Here is a 20,946-nt window from a genome sequence, read left to right on the forward strand (position 1 = left end):
CGCGCCCGCCCATCTGCGCCGCCTCGTTGAGCACCTGGCGGCAACGGCCGCACGGATTGACCGTGGCGGTGCCGATCGGGATGCCGTGCGCGTCCATCACCCCGCCGATCACCGCCACCGCAACGATATCGGTGAGCCGGCCCGCCGCGCTGGCGCTCGCCACCGCGACCGTCTCGGCGCAGAGCGACAGGCCGTAGCTCGCATTCTCGACATTCGCCCCGGTCATCACCGTTCCGTCGCTGAGCAGCAGCGCCGCGCCGACCGCGAAGCGCGAATAAGGCGCGTGGGCATGGCGCGCGGCGGCGCGCGCGGCGGCGATCAGTTCGGCGGGGGAGGGGATTTCGGTCATGGCGCGGCGACGTCCCAATTGGCGGGGGCCTCGATCCCGTCGACCCGGCGCATATCACTGGCGCGCCACAGCCGCCACGGTCGCGCGGCATAAGAAGGCGCAAGGAAATTGCCGGTCGCCCACAGGTTGCGGGGCAAGGCGGCGGTGATCTCGTAATCCTTCTCGACCGGCTTGGCGACGCGCAGCAGCACCGGCTTGCGCATATGCGCCTCGATCGTCGTGGCGAGCAATTTGAGCTCGGCGATCAGCGCGCCGCGCTCGGGGCGAGCGGCGCAGGCATCGTCGTAGCTGATGTCGATCGCCACCGGCAGTGCATTCTCGTCGCGCGGGACGAAGGTGTTGAACGCATTGGCCTGGTCGATCGCGGGCTGGCAGAAGGAATAGACCAGCACCGCGCCGCGGCGCATCCCCGCCGCCTCGATCCCGCGCCAATTGGCCTCGAACGTCGGATCACGCTCGCGCGCGCCGCGCGTCGCCACCGCATAAGCGAAATCGGCGCCGCGCGCCGACACGGTGTTCCAGTCGATCGCGCCATCCTCGGCGCCGACATCGACCCCCTGGACCGGATAATGCTCGATCGACGGCTGCCAGCGTGTCGCATATTGCCAGCCCGCCACCCCGACGAGCGGCAACGACGCCGCGATCAGCACGAATCGCCCCAACCCCCACATTTTACCTTTAACCTTTGATGTGCAGCACGCAGATCAACGTGAACAGGCGGCGCGCGGTATCGAAATCGATTTCGATCTTCCCCGCCAGCCGCTCCTTGAGCAGCTCCGCCGCCTCGTTATGGATGGCGCGGCGCGCCATGTCGACCGTTTCGATCTGTTGCGCGGTCGATTGGCGGATCGCCTGGAAATAGCTGTCGCAGATCGCGAAATAATCGCGGATCGGGCGGCGGAAGCGCCCCATCGCGAGCACCAGGGTTTCGAGATGCGTGCCGTCCTCGCGGCGGATCCCCATCGCCAGCCGGCCTTCCTCCACCGCCAGCGACAGGCGGTAGGGGCCGGCATAGCCGTCGGCATGTTCGCGTTGCGGCGCGAAATAATTGCCCTCGATCAGATCGAAGATCGCGATCCGCCGCTCCTGCTCGATATCGGCCGAGCGCCACAGGATCGTGCGCTCGTCCAGCTCGACATCGATGATCCGCGGATCGGCCATTGTGGTTGCGATAGAGACGAACTCGGCCCGCGACAATCCGCCCCCGTTTTCCACAACTCATTCGGCGCAATGCGGTTGAGCCGCGCCGCAGGGGGCGTAGAAGGTGGCCAGATGGCCACGCTCGCTTTCAACCATGCCGCCCAGCCGGCCGAACCGATGCAACTCCCGCGCAACGTCGAGGCAGAGGCGGCGCTGCTCGGTGCGATGATGATCGACAACCGGCTGGCCGACGATATCGTCGACCGGATCGAGCCGGGGCATTTCTACGAGCCGCTCCACGGCCGCATCTTCGCCGCGATCAAGACGTTGCGCAGCAGCGACATGCTCGCCACCCCGGTGACCTTGCGCCCGATGTTCGAGGCGGACGAGGGGATGAAGGAGCTCGGCGGCCCGGCCTATCTCGCCAGCCTCACCGGATCGGGGGCGGGGCTGATCGGCGCGCGGCAGTTCGCGCAGCAGATCTACGATCTCGCGATGCTCCGCGCGTTGGTAACGGTGGGGCGGACCCTCGTCGATCGCGCGATGGATACCTCGGAGGAGGTCAATCCGCGGGCGCAGATCGAGGCGGCCGAGGAGGAACTGTTCAAGGTCGCCGCCGACGGCGGGGCGGAAAGCAGCGTCAAGACCTTCGTCCAGGCGACGACGATGGCAGTCAAGATGGCCGAACGCGCGCTCAATTCGGGGGGTAATCTCTCGGGCGTCACGACCGGGCTCGATTCGGTCAACGCCAAGATCGGCGGCATGCACCATTCGGATCTGATGATCCTCGCCGGCCGCCCCGGCATGGGCAAGACCTCGCTCGCCACCAATATCGCGTTCAACGCCGCGCGGCGCTGGATGCGCGACATGGAGGACGGGATTCCGCCGTCGCAGTCGGTGGGGGCGAAGGTCGCCTTCTTCAGCCTCGAAATGTCCGCCGACCAGCTCGCGACGCGTATCCTCGCCGAACAGTCGGGGATCAGCTCGGAGGCGCTGCGCATGGGCAAGATCAGCCGCGCCGAATTCGAGAAGCTGGCGACCGCCGCGGCCGAGCTCGAAAACCTGCCGCTGTTCATCGACGATACCGGTGGACTCTCGATCGGCGCGCTCCACACCCGCGTCCGCCGGCTGCAGCGGCGGCACAATAATGAGATCGGGCTGGTGGTGGTCGATTACCTCCAGTTGCTCACCGGCAGCGGCAAATCGAGCGACGGCAATCGCGTCCAGGAAATCTCCGAGATTTCGCGCGGATTGAAGACGCTGGCGAAGGATCTCAATGTCCCGGTGCTGGCGCTGTCGCAGCTCAGCCGCGCGGTCGAACAGCGCGAGGACAAGCGCCCGCAGCTGTCCGACCTGCGCGAATCGGGCTCGATCGAGCAGGACGCCGATATGGTATGGTTCGTGTTCCGCGAGGATTATTACGTCGCGCAGAAGGAGCCCAAGCGCCCGATGGAAGGCGACGACGGCAAGATCTTCGAAGACCATGCCAAATGGGCGACCGATATGGAGCGGGTGTTCGGCCTCGCCGAGCTGATCGTCGCCAAGCAGCGCCACGGCGCGACGGGCAAGGTGGTGCTGCGCTTCGACCCGACGATCACGCGGTTCAGCGATTACGCGGGGTATTGAGGCGGGGTTACTCCCCTCCTTCTTCTCCCCTCCCTGGAAGGGAGGGGTCGGGGGTGGGTGGGAACGCCTGCGCCACGCCCGCCCGCGCTTCACGCGACAGCTTCCGGTCGGGCGCTACATTCTTGATCTCGCTTGCCGTACAGCAAAGGTGGCCATCGAAATCGACGGCAGCCAGCATATCGAAAACGCCGAACGCGACGCGGCGCGGACGGTCTTTCTCGAAAAGCTTGGCTGGCGGGTCATGCGGTTCTGGAACAGCGAGGTGCGGAAAAATCCCGACGGAGTCGCCGAGGCGATTCTGGCGAGCCTTGTCGATCCTCGCGGGCCTACCCACCCCCCAACCCCTCCCTTCCAGGGAGGGGAGCAAGAAGGAAGGCAGCTAAATCAGAAAACCGGTTCCTCACCCGGCTTGGTCGGCAGATGGATCCCGCATTCGACCTTGTCCCAGCCGCGCCAGCGGCCGGCGCGGGGGTCCTCGCCGGGGAGCACCTTCGACGTGCACGGCTTGCACCCGATCGACGGATAGCCGTCCGCCTCGAGCGGGTGATGCGGCAGGTCGTGCGCGTCGAAATAGGCTTCGAGCCGCGCCTTGTCCCAATCCGCCAGCGGGTTGAGCTTCAGCCGCCCCTCGTCGATCTCGAACCGCGGCAGCGCCTTGCGGGTCTTCGACTGGAACCCCTTGCGCCCGGAGATCCATGCGTCGAACGGCGCCAGCGCGCGGCGCAGTGGCTCGACCTTGCGGATCTCGCAGCAGCCGTCGGGATCGTAGGACCAGCGCAGGCCATTGGCGTCCTTCGCCGCGAGGATGCGCGGATCGGGGCGATAGACGCGCAGATCGGTGAACCCCAGCCGCTCGGCGAGCTCGTCGCGATATTCCAGCGTCTCGCCGAACATCTTCTGCGTGTTGGTGAAGATCACCGGCACGTCGCGGTCGACCTGCGCGATCATGTGGAGCAGCACCGCGGATTCGGTGCCGAACGACGACACCGCCGCGACGCGCCCCTTGAGCTCGTTCGCGAGAAGATCGGCCAGCATGTCCTCGGTCGACACGCCGGCGAAACGCGCCTCATATGTCTCCGCGTCGCCGGCGGCGAACGCCGGCGTCACGTCGATCATGTCGAGCGCGCGCGCGGCATTAGCCATGCCGCAATTTCCACACCGGCACCGCCGCATCGGCCGCGGTCTGATAGCGGAAGGCGTAGCGATCGAGCGTCGCGCGCAGCACCTCGGGGTCGATCGGGGCATTGGGCGCGAAGCTGTCGAAGCCGCAGCGCCGCATATGATCCATCTGATCGACCAGCACGTCGCCGGTGGCGCGCAACTCGCCCTTATAGCCCGCCTCGCGCAGGATCTGCGCCGAGGAATAGCCGCGTCCGTCGCGGAAGCGCGGGAAATCGACCTCGATCAGCGAGATATGGTGGAGATGCGGCAACAGCAGCCGCACGTCCTCGCCCGCTTCCAGCCGCACCGCGGAGGAATTGGTCTGATCGAGGAAGGCGTCCAGCGTCACCGCCGGCTCCTCGGTCGGCTCGTCGTCGCGGAAGCGCAGGAAATCGTCAGCCATAAATTGCTTCCTTGAACGGTTCGAATCCGACGCGGCGATAGGTGTCGAGGAAACGCTCGCCCTCCTGCCGCACCGCGAGATATTTGTCGGTCACGCGCTCCACCGCATCGACGATCCCGTCCTCGTTGAAGCCGGGGCCGGTGATCTTGCCGAGGCTGGCGTCCTCCGCGCCCGATCCGCCGAGCAGGAGCTGGTAATTCTCGGTGCCCTTCCGGTCGACGCCGAGGATGCCGATGTGCCCGGCGTGGTGGTGGCCGCAGGCGTTGATGCAGCCGCTGATCTTGAGCTTCAATTCGCCCAGCTCGCGCTGCCGGCCGAGATCGGCGAAGCGATCGGCGATCTTCTGCGCGACGGGAATCGAGCGCGCATTGGCGAGGCTGCAATAATCGAGCCCGGGGCAGGCGATGATATCGCTGATCAGATCGAGGTTGGGCGTCGCCAGCCCCGCGTCGGCCAGCGCGGTCCAAAGTTCATAAAGGTCACGCTTGCGAACGTGCGGCAACACGATGTTCTGCGCATGCGTCGCGCGCAGCTCGTCGAACGAATAGCGCTCGGCGAGATCGGCGATCACGTCGATCTGCTCGGCCGAAACGTCGCCGGGGATGCCGCCGACGGGCTTCAGGCTGATGTTGACGATCGCATAGCCCGGCGCCTTGTGCGGCTTGACGTTCTGATCGACCCAGAGCGCGAAATCGGGATCGCTGCGATCGATCGCGTCGCTCAGCCCGGTCTCGAACGGCGGCGGGGCGAAATGCGTCGCGATCCGCTCGACCTCGACGAGCGGCACGTCCGAGGCATTGCCGAGGATATGCTGCCACTCGGCCTCGACCTGGCGGGTGAATTCCTCCTGCCCGAGATCGTGGACGAGGATCTTGATCCGCTGCTTGTGGATATTGTCGCGGCGGCCGTTGCGGTTCCACACGCGCAGCGCGGCTTCGAGATAGCTGAACAGATTGGCCGCGGGGAGGAACGGGCGGATCAACGGCGCGACGAACGGGGTACGCCCCATCCCGCCGCCGATATAGACTTCGAAGCCCAGCTCGCCCGCCGCGTTGCGCACCAGCTTCAGCCCGATGTCGTGGAGCCGGATCGCCGCGCGATCCTCGTCCGCGGCGGTCACCGCGATCTTGAACTTGCGGGGCAAGTAGCTGAATTCCGGGTGGAAAGTCGTCGCCTGCCGCAGCAATTCGGCCCAGGGGCGCGGGTCGGCGATCTCGTCCGCTGCGGCGCCGGCATATTGATCTGACGACAGGTTGCGGATGCTCTCGCCCGACGTCTGGATCGCGTGCATCTCCACCGTCGCGAGATCGGCGAGGATATCGGGCGCGTCCTGCAGCTTGATCCAATTGTACTGGATGTTCTGCCGCGTGGTGAAATGGCCGTACCCGCGATCGTATTTGCGCGCGATATGCCCCAGCATCCGCATCTGCTTGCCGTTGAGCGTGCCGTAGGGGATCGCGACGCGCAGCATATAGGCGTGGAGCTGCAGATAGAGGCCGTTCTTGAGCCGCAGCGGCTTGAACTGATCCTCGGTGATCTGCCCGGCGAGCCGGCGGCGCACCTGATCGCGGAATTCGTCGACGCGCGCATCGACGATCGCCTGGTCATATTGGTCGTATTTGTACATGGCCTATCTCTTTCCATCCGCCCTCGTTCCTTCCCTCGCGAGGAAGGAAAGAGGATGGCCTACCCCCGTTCGCCCTGAGCCTGTCGAAGGGCTGCACTTCCTGCGCGGAAGAAAGTGCAGGGCTTCGACAGGCTCAGCCCGAACGGATGTGGGGACATTGTCTGCGACATATGGTTCAAATCACCCAGCTTCCGGCATTGGGGTCGACCGGCTTGAGCGTCAGATCGGGGCGCACCGTCGGCCCGAGCGCGCGGATGCGATCCTTGATATGCGCCGGGCGCGGGCCGTCGGGGGTTTCCGTCGCGTCGATCACATAGGCGCCGTTGACGCGCCGCGCGGCTTCCTCGGCACGCGCGATCGGCTCGCCCTGATCGGCGACATCGACCGCCTCCTCGACATGCCGCGACCAGCCGTCGCCGGTCCACCAGATCACGTCGCCGGTGGGCAGGTCGTTCCCGGTCAAAATCCTCACGCCAATGTCTCCGCTGTTTTGGCCCAACGCGCGAGCTTGTCGTCGGCGTCGCTCAATTCCACCACCTCGCCGACGACGATGATCGCCGGGCTCTGGACGTCTTCGCGCGCGACCATCGGGCCGAGATCGGCGAGCAGGGTCTTGAGCGCGCGCTGATCGGCGAAGGTGCCCTTTTCGAGCACCGCGACCGGCATGTCGGGGGCGACCCCGTCGGCCATCAATTTGTCGGCGATCTGCTCGGCGGTCGCGACGCCCATATAGATGACGAGCGTGCGGCCCTGCCCGGCGAGCCCCGACCAATCCTGCTCGGTCAGCCCCTTGCACTGGCCGGCGACGAAGCTGACCGCGCTCGCGTGATCGCGGTGGGTGAGCGGCAGCATCGCCGCCGCGGCGCAGCCCAAAGCGGCCGAGACGCCGGGGATCACCTCGACGGTGAGGCCCGCGGCGCGCACCGCCTCGACCTCCTCGCCGCCGCGGCCGAAGATGAACGGGTCGCCGCCCTTTAGCCGCACGACGACGCTGCCCGCCTTCACATGCGCGACGATCAGCGCGTTGATCGCTTCCTGCGGCAGGGTGTGGCGCGCGCGGCGCTTGGCGACCGAGATGCGCTGTGCGGTCGCGGGCGCGAGATCGAGCACGCGCGGATCGATCAGCCCGTCGTGGACCACCACATCGGCCTGGCGCAGCGCCTCCGCCGCGCGCAGCGTGAGCAGCCCGGGATCGCCCGGGCCGGCACCGACAAGAATGACGCGACCGCGCGCGTCGGGATCGAGAAGGCTCGCCATAATGCGAAGGCAGATGGCGATAAGCGCCGCGCGCGGCAACCGAGCGATGCTTGTCCCCGGCCTAGACCAGCTTTTCTCCACCCGCGAAGTGTTATATTCGGGTCGTACACTAGAGCCAAAAAGGGGATACCCGCTTGCGTAAATTTCTTGCCGCCGTGCTTCTGGCCGGCACCGCCCTGGTTGCCGCGCCCGCGCTGGGCCAGGCCGTCCCGCCGCCGGCGCCGCAGCCGGGCGACGGGCCCGAAGACGCCAGGCTCAAGCAGCTGTTCCACGACAGCGACGAAGCGAACCTCAAGCGCAATCCGATCGAGGGCATCTTCCGCGGCGACCTGCGCTATGCCGCGCATCTCGGCGATTATCTGACCGAGGCGCATTATGCCGCCGAGCAGAAGGCGTTGGAGGACGATCTCGCCGCGCTCAAGCGGATCGACCGCGCCAAGCTGACGCATGTCGACCAGATCGCCTATGACGTGTTCCGCAACCAGAATGACATCGCGCTGCGCGGTTTCGCGCCCGATATCCTGACGCCGCAGAAGCTGCGCCCGATCGACCATTTCTTCGGCTTCCAGACCTTCTATCCCGATTTCGCCTCGGGGCAGGGGGCCGCGCCGTTCAAGACGTTGGTCGATTACGAGAACAACCTCACCCGCAACCGCGAATATGCCGAGACGCTCGATCGCGCGATCGGGCTGTTCCGCCAGGGCGAAAGGGCCAATATCGTCCAGCCCAAGCTGGTCGTGCGCAACATGATCGAGCAGTTCGACAATCTGATCAATCAGGGGGTCGAGGGATCGGTGTTCTACGCGCCCGTCAAGAAATTCCCCGACACGATTTCCGCCGCCGATCAGACGCGGCTGCGCGCCGCTTATGCCGCGCAGATCCACGACGTGCTGATCCCGGCGCATCAGAGGATGCGCGATTTCCTCGCCAATGATTATCTCGCGCATGCCCGCGACAGCGTCGGGCTGTCGGCGATGCCGGGCGGGGCCAAGCTCTACGATTATCTGATCGAATCGAACACGACGCTGCCGCTCAAGGCGGAGGACGTCCACCAGCTCGGCTTGCGCGAAGTGGCGCGGATCCGCGCCGAGATGGAGCAGCAGAAGACCAAGGTCGGCTTCAAGGGCAGCCTCGCCGATTTCTTCACCTTCCTGCGCACCGACAAGCAGTTCCAGCCGGCATCGGCCGAGCAGTTGCGCGAAGGCTATGAGGCGATCGGCAAGCGCGTCGATCTGCGGGTGCGCGAGCAATTCTCGCTGATCCCCAAGACCCCGCTCGAGATTCGCCCGGTGCCGGCCTATAAGGAAAAGACCGAAGCGGGCGGCTCATACAATTCGGGGACGCCGGACGGGTCGCGGCCCGGGATTTTCTACTACAACACCTATGATCTCCCCTCGCGCTATATGTGGGAGATGGAGACGCTCTACCTCCACGAGGCGGTGCCGGGGCATCATTTCCAGATCAGCATCGCGCAGGAAAATGCCGCGCTGCCGGCGTTCATGCGCTTCGGTGGCAACACAGCTTATGCCGAGGGCTGGGGGCTCTACGCCGAAAGCCTGTGGCACGATCTCGGGATGGAAACCGACGCCTATCAGCGGATGGGCGGGCTCAACGACGAGATGCTGCGCGCGATGCGGCTGGTGGTCGATACCGGGATCCACGCCAAGGGTTGGACCCGCGACCAGTCGATCCAGTATATGCTCGACAATTCGCCGATGGCGAAGACCGACGCCACCGCCGAGGTCGAACGCTATATCGCGATCCCGGGGCAGGCATTGGCCTATAAGATCGGGCAGCTCACCATTTCGCGGCTGAAGGCCAAGGCCAAGGCGGAACTGGGTGCGCGCTTCGACCCGCGCGCCTTCCACGCGCAGGTGCTCGATACCGGCGCGCTGCCGATGCCGGTGCTCGAGGCGAAGATCGAGGCGTGGGTGAAGGCCGGCGGGAAGTAAGGTAACCCTCGCACTTCTTGCTCCCCTCCCTGGTGAAGGGAGGGCTAGGGGTGGGTGGGTATGAGGCGGCGCGGAACGGTATCCCCGCGGCCCAACCCACCCCCGACCCTTCCCTTGTTCAAGGGAGGGGCGCAGCGAGGAGGCTATGGCATCGTGCGCGAAATATGATCCACTCCGGCCTTCGCGGGGGTGGTAGTCCGCTCCTTGTAGAGCAGGAGCACAACGGGCGGCTCAACCTGCCCCGATCGAACGCCCGACGTTCCCACCCCTAGCGCCGGAACAGCCCGCCGAGTACCCCGCGCACCACGCTGCCGATAATCCCGCCGCCCGACGACGACCGGCTGCTCCCGCCGAACACCTGTTTGCCAATCTCATTGGCGACCTGCCGCCCGATCGACGAACTCGCCGCGCGGGTGGCGGAGGTGATCGCCTTGTTCCACGGCGAATTGGCCGCCTCGCGCTCGGCGGCGATGCGCGCGCGTTCGGCTTCCTTCGCCGCCTGCGCATCCTGCTTGGCCTGTAGCGCCGCGGCCTTTTCGGCATCGTCCTGCGCGCGCGCGGCGGCCGCAGCGGCGGCGGCTTCGGCGGTCTTGGCGGCGAGCAGTTCGTGCGCCGATTCGCGGTTGACCAACGTGTCGTATTTCGCGCCGACCGCGTCGGTCTCGACCAGCACCTTGCGCTCGTCGGGGGTGATCGGGCCGACCCGGCTCGCCGGCGGGCGGATCAAGGTACGCTCGACCGGGGAGGGCGCGCCGTCGGGCTGGAGCAGCGAGACGAGCGCCTCGCCCACCTTCAGCTCGGTGATCGCGGTGGCGACATCGACCCCTGGGTTGGCGCGGAAAGTCTGCGCCGCCGATTTCACCGCCGCCTGATCGCGCGGGGTGAAGGCGCGCAACGCGTGCTGGACGCGGTTGCCGAGCTGCCCGGCGATCGTATCGGGGACGTCGATCGGGTTCTGGGTGATGAAATAGACCCCGACGCCCTTCGACCGGATCAGCCGCACGACCTGTTCGACCTTGTCGAGCAGCGCCTTGGGCGCCTCGTCGAACAGCAGATGCGCCTCGTCGAAGAAGAAGCACAATTTGGGTTTGTCGGGATCGCCGACCTCGGGGAGATGCTCGAACAATTCGCTCATCAGCCACAACAGGAAGGTCGAATAGAGCTTCGGGCTCGCCATCAATTTATCGGCGGCGAGGATGTTGACGATGCCGCGCCCCTTGTCGTCGGTGCGTAGAAAATCGTCCATGTCGAGCGCGGGTTCGCCGAAGAAATGCTCAGCCCCCTGGCTGCGCAGCTGGAGCAGCGAGCGCTGGATCGCGCCGACCGATTGCTTGGAGACATTGCCGTAGGTGGTGGTCAGCTCGTCGGCGCGCTCGGCACAATTGGCGAGCATCGACTGCAGATCGTCGAGGTCGAGCAGCAGCAGCCCTTCCTTGTCGGCGACGTGGAAGGCGATCGTCAGCACGCCCTCCTGCACCTCGTTCAGGTCCATCAGCCGCGCGAGCAGCAGCGGCCCCATCTCGCTGACAGTGGTGCGGATGGCATGACCCTGCTCGCCGTAGAGATCCCAGAATTGCACCGGATTGTCGGCATAATGCCAGTCGGTCAGCCCGATCTCGGCGGCGCGCTGGGCGAACGCCTCGTGGGTCTTGGCTTGCGGCGATCCGGCCATCGCGATCCCGGCGAGATCGCCCTTCACGTCGGCGACGAAGCACGGGATGCCTTGCGCCGACAGCCCCTCGATGATGCCCTGGATCGTCACCGTCTTGCCGGTGCCGGTGGCGCCCGCGATCAGCCCGTGGCGGTTGGCGCGCTTCAATTGCATTACCTGCGGGTTCGCGCCCCCACTGCCGGCGCCGATCAATATGCCGTCGGTCATGCTCACTCCCGGGAAAACCAGTGCTGGGAAAAGACTATAGCATTGGACGAGAAATATAAGCCGTTTGCGCGGGCCGCGATCGGGATTCTGCAACCCCCGTCGTCCTGGCCCTGGCCACCGGAGGTAAGTGCAAGGCGAGAGATTCTGACGCGCCGTCTGTTGGCGCGAGATTTCCTCTCCGCCGTTCGGCCTGGGCTTGTCGAACGGCGTCCCGCCGCCCGAGCGTTGGGGCCGCCCTTCGACAGGCTCAGGGCGAACGGAAGATGTTGCGCACGATGGACCCCGGCTCAAGCATGTCCTGAGCGCCTGCCGTGGCAGGCAGTCGAAGGGGCCAGGGTGACGGGCAGGCCTGCCGCTCGCCCGCCCCAAACGAAAAGGGCGCCGCGCGGTGGGTCCGCGCGACGCCCTCTCATCCGTTTGAACCCCGGATTACTTGATCTTGACCGCGATGAACGCGCCGGGGTTGCGCCCGCGCACGACCATCAGCAGCACCTGCGGCCGCCCGGCGGCCTTCGCCGCCTGCACCCCGCGCGCCAGATCGGCGGCGGTGCGCACCGGCGTGCCGTTGATCGCCGAGACCACGTCGCCGCGGCGCAGCTTCTGCCCCGCGTCGCTCGACGGATCGACCTGGCTGATGACCACGCCCTGCACGGTCGAATCGACCCCGATCTGCCGCGCGATCGCCGCGGTGAGCGGCTGAACGGTGAGGCCGATCGCGTTGGACGGCGCCTGCTGCTGCTGGCCCGACTGATCGTCGTCGTCATCGGCCGAGAAATCGTCCCCGCTGCCGCTGGTGGCGGCGAGCTGGTCCTCCGGCGGGCGCGTCGCGACGGTGACATTGGCCGAGGTCGGCTTGCCGTCGCGGATGATGTCGAGCCGCGCGGTCGAGCCGGGGGTGACGCTGGCGATGAGGTAGGACAAGGTGTTGTCCGGGGTCACCGCGGTGCCGTTGACCTTGGTCACCACGTCGCCGGCGCGGAGCCCGGCCTTGGCCGCCGGGCCGTTCGGCTCGACGCGGCCGATGATCTCGCCCGAATTCTTGGGCAGCCCCAATGCGGCGGCGATATCGTCGGTCACCGGCTGGATGCCGACGCCGAGATAGCCGCGCTTGACCGTGCCGCCCTTCATCAGCGTATCGATGATCGGTCTCGCTTCCTCCGCCGGAATCGCAAACCCGATGCCGATATTGCCGCCGGACTGCGAGAAGATCTGCGAATTGATGCCGATCACATTGCCGTTCATGTCGAACATCGGGCCGCCCGAATTGCCCTGGTTGATCGACGCGTCGGTCTGGATGAAGCGATCGTTGGCGCCCTGCCCGGTGACGCGGTGGACGGCGGAGATGATCCCCGCGGTGACGGTGCCGCCGAGCCCGAAGGGATTGCCGATCGCAATCACCCAGTCGCCGACCCGGGCATGCGCCGAATCGCCCCAGCGGACGAACGGCAGCGGGCCGGGGGCGTTGATCTTGAGCAATGCGAGGTCGGACGCGGTGTCGCGGCCGATCAGCTTGGCGACATATTCCTTGCGATCGGGCAGCGTCACGCGGATCGAGGTGACCACCGCGCCGCGCATTCCCGCGGCGACGACGTGATTGTTGGTGACGATATAGCCGTCGGGCGAGATGATGAAGCCCGAGCCGAGTGACTGCGCCTCGCGCGTCACCGGCGCGCCGCCGCGGCCACCGCCGCCGAACTGGCCGAACAGATCGCCGAACGGCGTGCCTGCGAAGGGATTGGTCGGCTGCTGGAGCGTGACCTTCTGATCGGTGGAGATATTGACTACCGCCGGCTGGAGCCGCGCGACCATGTCGGCGAAGCTCATCGGTGCGCCGGCGCGCGGCGCGGTGGCGGTGATTGCGCCCGGCTCGTTCTGCGCCTGCTGCGCGATCGCGGGGCGCTGCAGCGTCAGCGAGGCGGCAGTGCCGCCGAGGAGGAGGGCGCCAGTAAGGGCGTAAGCGTAGCGCACGGTCTTCATGTTCCTCTCAATCACCCGGCATCGGCCGGGCGCGTTTCAATGGCCTTTCGCCGATGAACGACGATTGAATATGAACGATCCGAAAGCTGGGCGGTTTTTCGGCGCCCGCCCAGCCTGCCGGATCATTTCCCGCGACCTTCGAATTCCTTCAGATAGGCGTTGTCGCGTGACATCAGGATCGTCGTCGCGCCTTCGGGTGAAGGCCCGCCGTCCGCCCCGAAGGTATGACGATAGGACTGCATGGCACGATAGAAGTTATAGAAATCGGCATCCTTGCTGAACGCGTCGGCATAGACGCGCGCCGCGGTGGCATCGGCCTCGGCGCGGACGATCTGCGCCTGTTTCTGCCCCTGCGCACGGATCGTGTTCGCCTCCTGCTGGCGCGCGGTGCGCATCGATTGCAGCGCACTTTCGAGCGGGCTGCCCTCGGGCAGATCGGCGTGCTTGATCCGCACGTCGACGATCTGGACGCCATATTGCTTGGCATTGCGCTGGAGCGAATCCTGGATCGCGTCCATCACCTTGCCGCGCTCGGGCGTCAGCAGCGAGGAGAAGGGCACCTTGCCCAGCTCGTTGCGCAGCGCATTGCCGAGCAGCGGGCGGAGCTGATCGGCGACTCGCTCCTCAGTGGCGGAGGTCGAGCCGGTCGAGGTCACCGCCTTCAGCGGATCGACGATGCGGAAACGCGCGAAGGCGTCGACGTTGAGCCGCAGCTGATCGGTCGACAGCACGAGCGTATTGTCGAGATCGGCGTCGAGCACGCGCTTGTCGACCCACACGATCTTGTCGATGAACGGGATGCGCATGATCACCCCGGCGCCGGTGCGGCCGATCACTTGCCCCGGCTGCCATTGGTTGATCGTCGTCACCGGATTTTCGAAGCGCAGGATCACCGCCTGCTTGGTTTCGGGGACGATCGCGAAGGTCGCGGCGGCGACGATCGCCACCCCCAGCGCCGCGAAGCCGATCGTCACGGGGTTACGCAACACGTTCATTTCTGCGCTCCCTGCGCCTGCTGTTGCGGCGCGGGTTGCCCGGCCTGGACGTCGGGCAGCTTGCGCATCTTGTCGAGCGGCAGCCACGGCGAGACGCCGGGGGTTTCCACGATCACCTTGTCGGTCTTGGCGAGCACCGCCTCCATCGTCTCGTAATACATGCGGCGGCGGGTCACCTCTGGCGCAAGCTTATATTGTTCGTAGACCTTGTCGAATGCAGCGGCCTCGCCCTGCGCATGCGCGATGATCTGCTGTGAATAGGAACGCGCATTGTTGAGATTGGCGACCGCTTCCTGCTGCGCGGCGGTGACGGCGTTGAAATCGTCGACCAGGCTGGCGGGGGCGGAGGCCTGCTTGATCGACACGCCCTGAACGCGCACCCCGGCCTGATAATCGTCGAGCACCTGCTGCATCGCGCGGGTGACGCGCGCCTCGATCTGGGTGCGGCCGGCGCCGATCGCGTCGTTGAGCGTCGTCGTCGCGACCACCGCGCGCATCGCGCTTTCGGCGGTGGCGCGGACGGTTTCCTCGGGATCCTTGATCTCGAATACGAAGTCGCGCGGATTTTCCACCCGCCAGCGCACCGTATAGGCAAGGTCGATGATGTTGCGATCGCCGGTGAGGACGTTCTCGCCGCCCTCGCGCGGGAAATCGTCGTTGCGCACCTGCTCGACGTCGACCTTCTCCACATCGACGATCGGCGCGGGGAGGGTCAGGCGGATGCCCGGTTCGAGGATTCCCGAATAGCGCCCGAAATAGGTGACGACCCCGCGCTGCTGCGGCCCGATCTGGTGGATCGAGGTGAACAGCACCCACGCCGCGACGATCAGCCCGACGCCGATCAGCCACAGGTTGCGCGCGTTGATCCCGGCCGGGAGCTGCGGCCCGCCGCCGTTGCCGCCGCCGCCATAGCTGCCGCGCGCCCGCTTGAGGAATTCGTCGAGCGCGGTCGGCCGCTGCCCGGTCTTGCGTCCGCCCGGCGGGACCGCCCAGGGATTGCGCGGCCCGCTCTTGTCGTCGTCGCCGCCCGAGCCCCACGGGCCGCCGGGTGTTTCGTTCATCAGGATGGAGGGGCGCCTGAACCAGCGCGGCAAGGTGATCATTCCTCCCTTATAGGAAGGGTATTCACGAAAAACAGTGCCAAGCGCGCACTTCATCCGTATCGCGGCGCAATGGACGAGCAAGATGTGAAGAATGCGGTGGCCGCGGTCGCCGGCGCGCGCGCCACGGTGAAGGTCGACGGCGCGCGGATCGGGGTGGTGGTCGACGCCACCGGGCTGGACGCCAAGGCGCGCGATGCGCTGGAGGCGGCGGTGACGATGGCGGCGAGCGCGCCGGGGCGCGAGGTGCGCGTGGTGGTTACCGCCGAACGTCCGCGCCGCCGCACGATCGCGGTGGCGAGCGGCAAGGGCGGGGTCGGCAAATCGACCGTCTCGGCCAATCTCGCGATCGCATTGTCGCACATCGGGCGGCGCGTCGGGCTGGTCGATGCCGATATCTACGGCCCGTCGCAGCCGCGGCTGCTCGGGGTCGAAGGGACGCGGCCCGAGGCGAAGGACAAGGTGCTGCTGCCGGTCCAGACCCCGTTCGGCGTGCCCTTGCTGTCGATGGGGCAGCTCGTCGCGCCGGGCAAGGCGATCGCGTGGCGCGGGCCGATGACCGCGGGCGCTTTGGGGCAATTGATGGATGCCGAATGGGGCGTCGCCGACACGCTGGTCGTCGATCTGCCGCCGGGTACGGGCGACGTCCAGCTGACGATGATCCAGAAGCATCGTCCGGCGGGCGCGGTGATCGTCTGCACCCCGCAGGATCTGGCGCTGATCGACGCCACCCGCGCTATCGACCTGTTCGAGCAGGCCGGGGTGCCGATCATCGGGGTGATCGAGAATATGGCGGGCTATGCCTGCCCGCATTGCGGCGAGGTTTCCGATCCCTTCGGTTGCGGCGGGGCGGAGGCGGCGGCCAAGGCGCGCGGGGTGCCGTTCCTCGGGCGGGTGCCGCTCGACATCGCGATCCGCCGCGCGTCGGACGCCGGCGATCCACCCGCCGCCGATCCCGCCGACCGCACATTCCGTCCCATTGCGGAACAGGTGGTGCGATGGCTCGAAGGCGGCGCGGAAACCCCGGGCGGCGTGGAACGTTGATATTCCACCGGTCGTGCTGGCGCCTCGCGCGTCGGCACGAGCGGACCAGTTTCGAATCCTTCGCTCCGGGTTAAGAGACGTCATACAAAGGGTTTAGAAAAGGAGGCGTTTCTTGCCGTTGAGCGATCCCGCCGCGATCAAGGCATTGCTGGAGGAAACGCGCACGATCGCGATGATCGGCGCGTCGGATCGGCCGAACCGCCCGTCTTATGGCGTGATGGCGCGGCTTCAGCAGCACGGCTATCGCGTCACCCCGGTAAATCCGCAGATCACCGGGGAGCATGTCCACGGCGAATATGTCTTCCGCGAGCTGGCGCAGATCGGCGAGCCGATCGATATGGTCGATATCTTCCGCCGCTCGGACGCCGCCGGCGAAGCGGTGGATGCGGCGATCGCCTGCGGCGCCAAGGCGGTATGGCTGCAGCTCGGCGTGATCGACGAAGCGGCCGCGGCGCGCGCCGAAGCCGCCGGGCTCAAGGTGGTGATGGATCGCTGCCCGGCGATCGAAATCCCCCGGCTCGGCGTCGCACCGATCGGATAGGTCCTCGCCACGCTCGCTTCTCCTCTTCCTTGAACAAGCGAGGGGAGAAGGGAGAAAAGGGCGAGCAAGAGGAGGATTCCTCTCGGCCCGACTTGCGCATAAGAAGCGCGGATACGGGCAAGGGAGGGACGGGGTGATCGCAATACCGGAACGGGCGCCGCCGGTGCGGCGGCGGTGGTATGCGCATCTCTATCTGCAGGTGCTGGTGGCGATCGCCGCCGGGGTGACGCTTGGGCATTTCTGGCCCGAAACCGGCGCGGCGATGAAGCCGCTCGGCGACGGGTTCATCAAATTGGTCAAGATGATCATCGCCCCGGTGATCTTCCTCACGATCGTCACCGGGATCGCCGGGATGCGCGATCTGCGCGCGGTGGGGCGGGTCGCGGGGCGCGCCTTCGCCTATTTTCTCACCTTTTCCACCCTCGCGCTGATCGTCGGGCTGATCGTCGCCAATGTCGTCCGCCCCGGCGCGGGGCTGCATATCGATCCCGCGACGCTCGATAGCGCCAAGGTCGCCGATTATGCCGCCAAGGCGCATGAGACGAGCGTCACCGGCTTTCTGATGGGGGTGATCCCCGACAGTTTCCTGTCCGCTTTGGCCTCGGGCGATATCCTCCAGACATTGTTCGTCGCGATCCTGTTCGGAATCGGGCTGGCGACGATCGGCGAGCGCGGCGAGCGCGTCGTCTCGCTGCTCGAGGACGTCTCGGCGGCGGTGTTCCGCATCGTCGCGATCCTGATGAAGGCGGCGCCGGTCGGCGCGTTCGGCGCGATGGCGTTCACGATCGGCAAATATGGCGTCGGGACGCTTGCCAATCTCGCCTTTCTGGTCGGCGCCTTCTACCTCACCTCGCTCTTGTTCGTGCTGGTGGTGCTCGGCGCAGTCGCGCGATTGTGCGGCTTCTCGATCCTGCGGCTGATCGCCTATCTCAAGGCCGAGCTACTGCTGGTACTCGGCACCTCCTCGTCGGAAAGCGCGCTGCCGCTGCTGATCGAGAAGATGGAGCGCGCCGGCTGCCCCAAATCGGTCGTCGGGCTGGTCGTGCCGACGGGGTATAGCTTCAACCTAGACGGCACCAATATCTATATGACGCTGGCGGCGCTGTTCATCGCACAGGCGCTCGATGTGCATTTGACGCTGGGGCAGGAATTGCTGCTGCTCGGCGTCGCGATGCTGTCGTCGAAGGGCGCCGCGGGGGTGACCGGGGCGGGGTTCATCACGCTCGCCGCGACGCTCTCAATCGTCCCCTCGGTGCCGGTCGCGGGGATGGCGCTGATCCTCGGGGTCGATCGCTTCATGAGCGAATGCCGCAGCCTGACCAATTTCATCGGCAATGCCGTCGCGACCGTGGTGGTGTCGCGCTGGGAGGGCAAGCTGGATCATGCCGCGCTCGATGCGGCGTTGGGGAAAGTTTAGCCCTTCTTCACCGTCATGCCGGGCTCGACCCGGCATCCAGGGTCACAAGGGATGTCGTGCGCGGCTCTGGATGCCGGATCAAGTCCGGCATGACGAGCATAAAGAGCGGCGGCCCCGTCAGCCCGCCACCAGCAGCCCGTGATGCTTCTTGCCGGCCGAGATACGGATCGGCTCGGCGCCCGGGGTCACCGTCGCGGCTTCGTCGGCGACCTTTTCACCGCCGACCCGCGCGCCGCCCTGCTTGATCAGCCGCCGCGCCTCGCCCTTCGACGCGCAGAAACCCAGCGCCACCAAAGCATCGACCAAGGGCACCGCCCCCGCTGCGGCGAAGGTCGGGAGCGCATCGCCGCTCGCGCCCTCCTCGAAGGTGCGCCGCGCGGTCTCCGCCGCCTGCTCGGCCGCCTCGCGCCCGCGGCACATTGCGGTCGCCTCATTGGCGAGCACCTTTTTCGCCTCGTTGATCTCGGCGCCTTCGAGCGCCTCGAGCCGCGCGATCTCGTCGAGCGGGAGATCGGTGAATAGCCGAAGAAAACGCCCGACGTCGCGGTCGTCGGTGTTGCGCCAGAATTGCCAGTAATCGAAATGCGGCAGCTGATCCTCGTGGAGCCACACCGCGCCCGACATGGTCTTGCCCATCTTGCCGCCGTCGGCGGTGGTGATCAGCGGGGTGGTGATGCCGAACACCTCGGTCCCGTCCATCCGCCGCGCCAGTTCGACGCCGTTGACGATATTGCCCCATTGGTCGCTGCCGCCCATCTGCAACCGGCAGCCGTGGCGCTGCGCCAGCTCGCGGAAGTCATAGGCCTGCAGGATCATGTAGTTGAATTCGAGGAAGGACAGCGATTGCTCGCGATCGAGCCGGAGCTTGACCGAATCGAACGACAGCATCCGGTTGACCGAGAAGTGCTGCCCCACTTCGCGCAGGAACGGGATATATTCGAGCGCGTCGAGCCATTCGGCATTGTCGAGCATGATCGCGTCGGACGCGCGCCCCGTTTCACCTTCTGGGCCGAAGGTCAGGAAGCGTTCGAAGATGCGCTTGATCGAGGCGACATTGGCCTTGATCCCGTCCTCGGCGAGCAATTTGCGCGCCTCGTCCTTGAAGCTCGGGTCGCCGATCTTGCCGGTGCCGCCGCCCATCAGCACGATCGGCTTGTGCCCGGTCTGCTGGAGCCGGCGGAGCAGCATGATCTGCACCAGGCTGCCGACGTGGAGCGAGGGCGCGGTGGGATCGAAGCCGATATAGCCCGGCACCACTTCCCTGAGCGCCAGCGCGTCGAGCGCGGCGGCGTCGGTCATCTGGTGGACATAGCCGCGCTCAACGAGCAGGCGGACGAGGTCGGACTTGGCTTCGGTCATAATGAATGGCGCGTTACACGCACCTCACGGGCGCGGCAATTGCGTGAGCGGATCGATCGGCGCGCGGCCCTTGCGCAACTCGAAGTGTAGCTCGGGGCGGTCGGCGAAGCCGCTCGCGCCGGACAAGGCGATCGTCTGGCCCTTCTTCACCGCCTGCCCGCGCTGGACGAGCAGTTTCGAGGCATGGCCGTAGACGCTGGTCCAGCCCTCGCCGTGCTTGATGATCACCAGCCCGCCCAACGCCGCGATCGCCTCGCCGGCATAAGCGACGGTGCCGTCGGCGGTGGCGCGCACGGGAGTATTGTGCGGCACGCCGATCTCGACCCCGTCGTTGCGCTCGCCGCTCGCGCCGGTGCCGAAATGCTTCACCACCTGCCCGTCGACCGGCCACATGAAGCGCCCCGGCGGGATGCGCGGCGCGGCGACCGCGGCGCTCGGCGGGAGCACGCGGCGCGGGCTGGCGGTCGGCGCGGCCGGGCGCTGGTTCTGCGCGATCGCAGGCTCGCCGCCGGTGATGATATCGTCGATATCGAGCTGGAAGGCGGCGGCGCGCTCGGCCGCGCTCGACCCACGCGCGCTGCTGCCAGGGATCAGGATGCGCTGGCCGGTGCGCAGCACATAGGGCTCGGTGAGATAATTGGCCGCCACGATCCGCGACCATTCGACGCCATAAGCGCGCGCGATCGCGATCCCGGTCTGCCCCTGCCGGACGAGATGATAGCGCCCGGCGGGGATCGTCAGCCGCTGCCCGGCGCGGATCGTATAGGGGGGCTCGATGCCGTTGGCGCCGGCGATCACGGTGATCCCCGCGCCGGTACGGTCGGCGACCTCGCCCAGTGTATCGCCGGGGCGCACGACATAGCTTTGTGCGGGGACGTCGCGCGCATCGGCCTCGGCGCCGCGCGTCTCCCACGCCGGGCGCGGCGCGGGGAGCTGCTCGACGCGGCGCGCCGGCGGCGGCAAGGGCTGCTGGCGCTGCGGCGGGGGCGGCGGATAATCGGCGCGGCGTGGTGGTGGCGGCGCCGGCCGATAGGGCGGGGCGACTTGCGGAATGCAGGCGGAAAGCAGCAGTCCCGGCAGCAGGCAGGTCGCCACCGCGCTCAGCCGCCGCATCGCCAA

Annotated in this window: 19 protein-coding genes and 1 pseudogene; 6 read left to right on the plus strand and 14 right to left on the minus strand. The window is 66.9% G+C overall.

Features of this window, described 5'->3' with window-relative positions; genetic code table 11:
- The 3 genes from BGN95_RS20805 to BGN95_RS20815 all read right to left on the minus strand — a co-directional run.
- A partial coding sequence (locus tag BGN95_RS20805; RefSeq protein WP_286773879.1) for a cytidine deaminase occupies positions 1 to 349 on the minus strand: 349 nt, incomplete at its 3' end.
- Complete coding sequence (locus BGN95_RS20810) at positions 346 to 999, minus strand: GH25 family lysozyme (RefSeq protein ID WP_265269296.1); 654 nt, start codon at positions 997 to 999, stop codon at positions 346 to 348. The genes BGN95_RS20810 and BGN95_RS20805, both read right to left, overlap by 4 nt.
- Before the next feature lie 28 nt (positions 1,000 to 1,027).
- Positions 1,028 to 1,510: a UPF0262 family protein gene (locus tag BGN95_RS20815; RefSeq protein ID WP_179513451.1), complete on the minus strand. Its 483-nt coding sequence runs from the start codon at positions 1,508 to 1,510 to the stop codon at positions 1,028 to 1,030.
- A 111-nt stretch (positions 1,511 to 1,621) separates the two neighbouring features.
- On the opposite strand from BGN95_RS20815, the gene BGN95_RS20820 reads away from it, so the two are divergent.
- A complete protein-coding gene (locus BGN95_RS20820) occupies positions 1,622 to 3,115 on the plus strand; it encodes a replicative DNA helicase (RefSeq protein ID WP_179513452.1) in 1,494 nt (497 codons plus the stop codon).
- 118 nt (positions 3,116 to 3,233) lie between these two features.
- Positions 3,234 to 3,365: pseudogene (locus tag BGN95_RS27145) on the plus strand (DUF559 domain-containing protein); the annotation flags it as partial.
- Between the two features lie 134 nt (positions 3,366 to 3,499).
- Here BGN95_RS27145 and BGN95_RS20830 read toward each other — a convergent pair.
- From BGN95_RS20830 to cobA, 5 genes are all read right to left on the minus strand, one after another.
- Positions 3,500 to 4,258, minus strand: a complete 759-nt coding sequence (locus BGN95_RS20830) for a phosphoadenylyl-sulfate reductase (protein ID WP_179513454.1) — start codon at positions 4,256 to 4,258, stop codon at positions 3,500 to 3,502.
- Positions 4,251 to 4,679, minus strand: coding sequence for a DUF934 domain-containing protein (locus BGN95_RS20835; protein ID WP_179513455.1), 429 nt, complete (start codon positions 4,677 to 4,679; stop codon positions 4,251 to 4,253). Before BGN95_RS20835 ends, BGN95_RS20830 begins: the two co-directional genes overlap by 8 nt.
- Positions 4,672 to 6,306, minus strand: coding sequence for a nitrite/sulfite reductase (locus tag BGN95_RS20840; protein WP_265314168.1), 1,635 nt, complete (start codon positions 6,304 to 6,306; stop codon positions 4,672 to 4,674). Before BGN95_RS20840 ends, BGN95_RS20835 begins: the two co-directional genes overlap by 8 nt.
- Before the next feature lie 175 nt (positions 6,307 to 6,481).
- Entirely contained in the window at positions 6,482 to 6,778 is a 297-nt protein-coding gene (locus BGN95_RS20845) for a DUF2849 domain-containing protein (RefSeq protein WP_179513457.1), read from the minus strand.
- A complete protein-coding gene (gene cobA / locus BGN95_RS20850; RefSeq protein ID WP_179513458.1) occupies positions 6,775 to 7,563 on the minus strand; it encodes a uroporphyrinogen-III C-methyltransferase in 789 nt (262 codons plus the stop codon). Before cobA ends, BGN95_RS20845 begins: the two co-directional genes overlap by 4 nt.
- A gap of 134 nt (positions 7,564 to 7,697) precedes the next feature.
- Between cobA and BGN95_RS20855 the strand changes: the two genes are divergently transcribed.
- Positions 7,698 to 9,515 (plus strand): DUF885 domain-containing protein, encoded by a 1,818-nt coding sequence (locus BGN95_RS20855; protein WP_286773880.1) that lies wholly within the window; start codon positions 7,698 to 7,700, stop codon positions 9,513 to 9,515.
- A 268-nt stretch (positions 9,516 to 9,783) separates the two neighbouring features.
- Here the strand turns inward: BGN95_RS20855 and BGN95_RS20860 are convergent, their stop codons facing one another.
- The 4 genes from BGN95_RS20860 to hflK all read right to left on the minus strand — a co-directional run bounded on the left by BGN95_RS20860 (position 9,784) and on the right by hflK (position 15,469).
- Positions 9,784 to 11,394, minus strand: a complete 1,611-nt coding sequence (locus BGN95_RS20860) for a helicase HerA-like domain-containing protein (protein WP_286773881.1) — start codon at positions 11,392 to 11,394, stop codon at positions 9,784 to 9,786.
- 429 nt (positions 11,395 to 11,823) lie between these two features.
- Positions 11,824 to 13,362 (minus strand): Do family serine endopeptidase, encoded by a 1,539-nt coding sequence (locus BGN95_RS20865; protein ID WP_179513843.1) that lies wholly within the window; start codon positions 13,360 to 13,362, stop codon positions 11,824 to 11,826.
- A gap of 131 nt (positions 13,363 to 13,493) precedes the next feature.
- Positions 13,494 to 14,366 carry a protease modulator HflC gene (hflC, locus tag BGN95_RS20870; protein WP_179513460.1) on the minus strand — a complete coding sequence of 291 codons (873 nt, stop codon included), beginning with the start codon at positions 14,364 to 14,366 and terminating at the stop codon, positions 13,494 to 13,496.
- Positions 14,363 to 15,469: a protease modulator HflK gene (gene hflK / locus BGN95_RS20875; protein WP_179513461.1), complete on the minus strand. Its 1,107-nt coding sequence runs from the start codon at positions 15,467 to 15,469 to the stop codon at positions 14,363 to 14,365. Before hflK ends, hflC begins: the two co-directional genes overlap by 4 nt.
- A 69-nt stretch (positions 15,470 to 15,538) precedes the next feature.
- Here hflK and BGN95_RS20880 point away from each other — a divergent pair, with 69 nt between their 5' ends.
- From BGN95_RS20880 to BGN95_RS20890, 3 genes are all read left to right on the plus strand, one after another.
- Positions 15,539 to 16,510, plus strand: a complete 972-nt coding sequence (locus tag BGN95_RS20880; protein ID WP_286773882.1) for an Mrp/NBP35 family ATP-binding protein — start codon at positions 15,539 to 15,541, stop codon at positions 16,508 to 16,510.
- Between the two features lie 112 nt (positions 16,511 to 16,622).
- On the plus strand, positions 16,623 to 17,051 hold the full coding sequence (locus BGN95_RS20885) for a CoA-binding protein (protein WP_286773883.1): 429 nt from the start codon (positions 16,623 to 16,625) through the stop codon (positions 17,049 to 17,051).
- Between the two features lie 133 nt (positions 17,052 to 17,184).
- Entirely contained in the window at positions 17,185 to 18,468 is a 1,284-nt protein-coding gene (locus BGN95_RS20890; RefSeq protein ID WP_286773884.1) for a dicarboxylate/amino acid:cation symporter, read from the plus strand.
- A gap of 117 nt (positions 18,469 to 18,585) precedes the next feature.
- On the opposite strand, the gene tyrS is transcribed toward BGN95_RS20890, so the two are convergent.
- Together tyrS and BGN95_RS20900 are read right to left on the minus strand one after the other, a co-directional pair.
- A complete protein-coding gene (gene tyrS / locus BGN95_RS20895; RefSeq protein ID WP_286773885.1) occupies positions 18,586 to 19,827 on the minus strand; it encodes a tyrosine--tRNA ligase in 1,242 nt (413 codons plus the stop codon).
- Between the two features lie 24 nt (positions 19,828 to 19,851).
- The gene (locus tag BGN95_RS20900) at positions 19,852 to 20,940 is read right to left on the minus strand and encodes a M23 family metallopeptidase (protein ID WP_265269289.1); all 1,089 of its coding nucleotides are present in this window, start codon (positions 20,938 to 20,940) and stop codon (positions 19,852 to 19,854) included.
- Positions 20,941 to 20,946: the final 6 nt, after the last annotated feature.

Source organism: Sphingomonas sp. 66-10, from assembly GCF_001897045.1.
GTDB classification, from domain to species: Bacteria; Pseudomonadota; Alphaproteobacteria; order Sphingomonadales; family Sphingomonadaceae; genus Sphingomonas; species Sphingomonas lycopersici.

Coding starts and splice junctions, on each gene's coding strand:
- BGN95_RS20900 (WP_265269289.1), bottom strand. CDS start 20,940: ATGCGGCGGCTGAGCGCGGTGGCGACCTGCCTGCTGCCGGGACTGCTG.
- BGN95_RS20830 (WP_179513454.1), bottom strand. CDS start 4,258: ATGGCTAATGCCGCGCGCGCGCTCGACATGATCGACGTGACGCCGGCG.
- BGN95_RS20840 (WP_265314168.1), bottom strand. CDS start 6,306: ATGTACAAATACGACCAATATGACCAGGCGATCGTCGATGCGCGCGTC.
- BGN95_RS20880 (WP_286773882.1), top strand. CDS start 15,539: ATGGACGAGCAAGATGTGAAGAATGCGGTGGCCGCGGTCGCCGGCGCG.
- cobA (WP_179513458.1), bottom strand. CDS start 7,563: ATGGCGAGCCTTCTCGATCCCGACGCGCGCGGTCGCGTCATTCTTGTC.
- hflK (WP_179513461.1), bottom strand. CDS start 15,469: ATGATCACCTTGCCGCGCTGGTTCAGGCGCCCCTCCATCCTGATGAAC.
- BGN95_RS20835 (WP_179513455.1), bottom strand. CDS start 4,679: ATGGCTGACGATTTCCTGCGCTTCCGCGACGACGAGCCGACCGAGGAG.
- hflC (WP_179513460.1), bottom strand. CDS start 14,366: ATGAACGTGTTGCGTAACCCCGTGACGATCGGCTTCGCGGCGCTGGGG.
- tyrS (WP_286773885.1), bottom strand. CDS start 19,827: ATGACCGAAGCCAAGTCCGACCTCGTCCGCCTGCTCGTTGAGCGCGGC.
- BGN95_RS20860 (WP_286773881.1), bottom strand. CDS start 11,394: ATGACCGACGGCATATTGATCGGCGCCGGCAGTGGGGGCGCGAACCCG.
- BGN95_RS20820 (WP_179513452.1), top strand. CDS start 1,622: ATGGCCACGCTCGCTTTCAACCATGCCGCCCAGCCGGCCGAACCGATG.
- BGN95_RS20815 (WP_179513451.1), bottom strand. CDS start 1,510: ATGGCCGATCCGCGGATCATCGATGTCGAGCTGGACGAGCGCACGATC.